1 protein-coding gene is annotated in these 3365 nt (G+C 63.8%); it reads right to left on the bottom strand.

The genetic code is table 11. The features are described from left to right. Positions 1 to 165: 165 nt before the first annotated feature. Complete coding sequence (polA, locus tag QZ540_RS08305; RefSeq protein WP_294629141.1) at positions 166 to 3177, bottom strand: DNA polymerase I; 3012 nt, start codon at positions 3175 to 3177, stop codon at positions 166 to 168. Positions 3178 to 3365: the final 188 nt, after the last annotated feature.

Here is a 3365-nt window from a genome sequence, read left to right as displayed (position 1 = left end):
AGGCGGTATCGTCCGAAAGTGACATCAGGGTGCCCGAAGCGAAGCGAGGGCGGGTTCCCTGTAGGAACGAGGACGATAACCACCTTTCCAAGCGGAACAGTGCATCCCACGCAGAGCCAAGCTGAGCACCGCTTTTCCATGCGGAGCCAGGCGGAAGAAACGCGCCTAGTGGCCCGCCTCCTGCCAGGACTTGCCCCAGCCGACCTGCACATCCAGAGGAACACGCAGGGAGGCGGCACCGCTCATCTCCTCGACGAGCACGCGTTCGGCGACTTCACGCTCACCGATGGCGACTTCGAGGATGATTTCGTCGTGCACCTGCAGCAGCATGCGGGTCTTCAGGCCCTCTTCACGCAGGCGGCGGTGAATGTTGATCATGGCGATCTTGATGATGTCCGCGGCGGTGCCCTGAATCGGGGCGTTGAGGGCGGCGCGTTCGGCGGCTTCACGGCGTACACGGTTGGGCGAGTCCAGGTCGGGCAGCACGCGGCGGCGGCCGAAAATGGTTTCGGTGTAGCCGTCCTGGTGTGCCTGCTTGAGCACGCCGCGCAGGAATCGTCCCACGCGTCCGAAGCGTTTGAAGTAGTTGGTGCGCAGTTCGCCTGCTTCGTCGGAGCTGATGTTCAGCTGCTTGGCGAGGCCGAATCGGGACAGGCCGTATGCCAGGCCGTAGGACATTGCCTTGACCTTGGAGCGTTGCTCGGGGGTAACTTCTTCGGGTGCGACGCCGAAGACTTCGGAGCCGACGTAACGGTGCAGGTCCTCCCCCGCTTCGTAGGCTGCGATGAGCTTCTCGTCGGCGGCGAGGTGCACCATGATGCGCATTTCGATCTGCGAGTAGTCGGCGGTGAGCAGACCCTCGTACTCCACGCCGTCGACGGGTGCGGGCGCGACGATGAATGCACCACGGATGCGGCGGCCTTCTTCGGTGCGGATCGGGATGTTCTGCAGGTTCGGCGCGGTTGAGGAGAGGCGGCCGGTGGAGGCGGCACCCTGCTGGAAGGTGGTGTGCACGCGTCCGTCGTCGGCGGCTGCTTTCTGCAGGCCTTCGACGGTCTGTACGAGTTTGATGTTGTCGCGGTAGGCGGCGAGCGCACCGAGGAATGCGGCACCGTCGGACTCCGGGGAGATTTTGGAGAGCAGTTCGGTGACGGATTCGGCGTCGGTGGAGTAGCCGGACTTGATTTTGCGGGTGTGCGGCAGGGCGAGCTTGTCGAAGAGCACGGTCTGTAGCTGTTTGACGGAGGCGAGGTTGAGGGGTTCTTCGCCGTCGTCAGTTTCGACGGTGTCGCCGATGATGGCGCGCGCGGCGTCCTGCGCCTGGGCGGCGCGTGCGGAGAAGGTGTCGTGCAGTTCGGCCAGGAGCGCATCGGAGACGGCAATACCTGCCTGCTCCATATCTGCGAGGACGTAGAGCAGCGGCAGTTCGATTTCTTCGTAGACCTTCAGCTGGCCGTGTTCTTCCATTTCGTAGTGCAGCAGGCGTGCGAGTTCGTGGATGATGCGGCTGATTTGCGTGAAGTAGCGCAGGTTTTCGACGGGTTCGGCTTCGCCGGGCAGGCTGAAGAGGGAGGGTTCTGCCTCGTCTTCTTCGGGTTGGAAGACGAGCTGAGCGTAGGGGTCCTTGGGGATCCAGAGGTAGCGTTCGGCGAGGTCTTCCATGCGTTCGGAGAAGAGCTTGCGGGTTGCGGTGGGGATGAAGCCGCACATGTAGGAGGACAGGGCGGGGTCTTCGACGGCGCCGGCGAGTTCGTAGCCGTAGGCGCGCAGGAGTTTGCGCTGGACTTTGAGGTCCATGACGATTTTGCGGGCTGCTTCGTCGGAGAGCCAGGCGGCGAGGGCGGCGTCGAGTTCCGGGTCGATGGTGCGGGTATCGATCCAGAGGCTGGTGTTCTTGCTGGTGAGGAGCACGCCGAGCAGTTCGGGGTTTTCTTCGGCGGCGCGGATTTTGGTTTTGGTGACCTTGACGGCGGGTGCGTCGCCGATGGCGGGGCGTGCTACGGGCAGGTTGGTGACCGGGTAGAGGGTCACGGCGCCTTCGAGGCGTTCGGGTACGGCGATGGGCGCACCCTGTTCGTCATTGCCGTAGTTTTCTTCGGCTGCGGCGGCACAGAAGACGCGGAATGCTGCTGCGTCTGCGTTTTTGGTGGGTGCGCTGGTGGCAATGGGTGCGTAGACGGGGCCGGTGGGTGCCTTCTTGGTGGCACCCTCCTCCCCTGCTTCTGCGGCGGAGCTTGCAGAGCCTGCGGATCCGGCGGCGCGCACAATGGGGCCGAGGGTGTCGGCGGCACGCTTGCGGATGGTGCGGAACTCCACCTCGTCGAAGAAGGTGTTGAGTGCATCCAGGTCGGGGGTGAATGCGGTGTCTTCGAGGGTGACGTCCAGGTCGAGGTCGTTGACGAGCTGGTTGAGGCGACGGTTGCGCACCACGTTATCCACGTTCTCGCGCAGCGCCTCGCCCTTCTTGCCGCCAATCTTGTCGCGGTTGTCGAGCACACCCTGCAGGGAGCCGTATTCGCCGAGCCATTTGGCCGCGAAGCCGGGGCCCACGCCGGGTACGCCGGGCAGGTTGTCCGCCTGCTCGCCGGTGAGGGCGGCGAGGTCGGGGTACATGTGCGGGGGTACTTTGGTTTTCTTTTCGACGGCGGCGGGGTCCATGCGCTGAATACCCTTGGATGGGCCGGTGGTGACCGGGTAGAGCAGGGTGACGTCGTCGGTGACGAGCTGGAAGATGTCGCGGTCGCCGGAGAGGATGAGGACCTTGTAACCGGCTTCGGTGCCGCGGCGGGTGAGGGTTGCGACGATGTCGTCGGCTTCGTAGTTCTCGTAGGTGAGCGCGGGAATGTTGAGCGCGCCGAGCATCTTCTTGATGAGGTCAATCTGGCCGTTGAAGGCTTCGGGGATGGCGTTGCGGCCGCCCTTGTATTCGCCGTATTCGGCGGTGCGGAAGGTGCCGCCGGGCAGGTCGAAGGCTACGGCGATGTGGCTGGGCTGGTTGTCTTTGATGATGCTCAGCAGGGTGGAGAGGAAGGCGTGGACGGCCTCGGTGTGCTGGCCGTCGCTACGCACGAAGATGTGCTGGCCGGTCTTCTCCGCCATGGTGTAGATGCCGAAGAAGGAGCGCAGGGCGAGGGAGTGTCCGTCAATGAGCAGGAGGGTTTTGTTCTCTGTAGTCACCCCTCTAGTGTATCGAGTCTGAGTTTTCTCGGTGGTTGGCTTCGTGACGGCGGGGTTCGGGTGGCTGGTTTCGACGGGTGCGGGTCAGCCCTGTGAGGAGGCAACCGCGCCGTATTGGGTGCCGGCGCCGTGTAAGTCCTTGCGCCGTGCCATATAGCGGAATAACGGGGTACCCAGAAAGAGTTTTA

The sequence above is a fragment of the uncultured Rothia sp. genome (genome assembly GCF_916049665.1).
GTDB lineage: Bacteria > Actinomycetota > Actinomycetes > Actinomycetales > Micrococcaceae > Rothia.
This window is presented reverse-complemented; position numbering and strand designations above follow the sequence as displayed.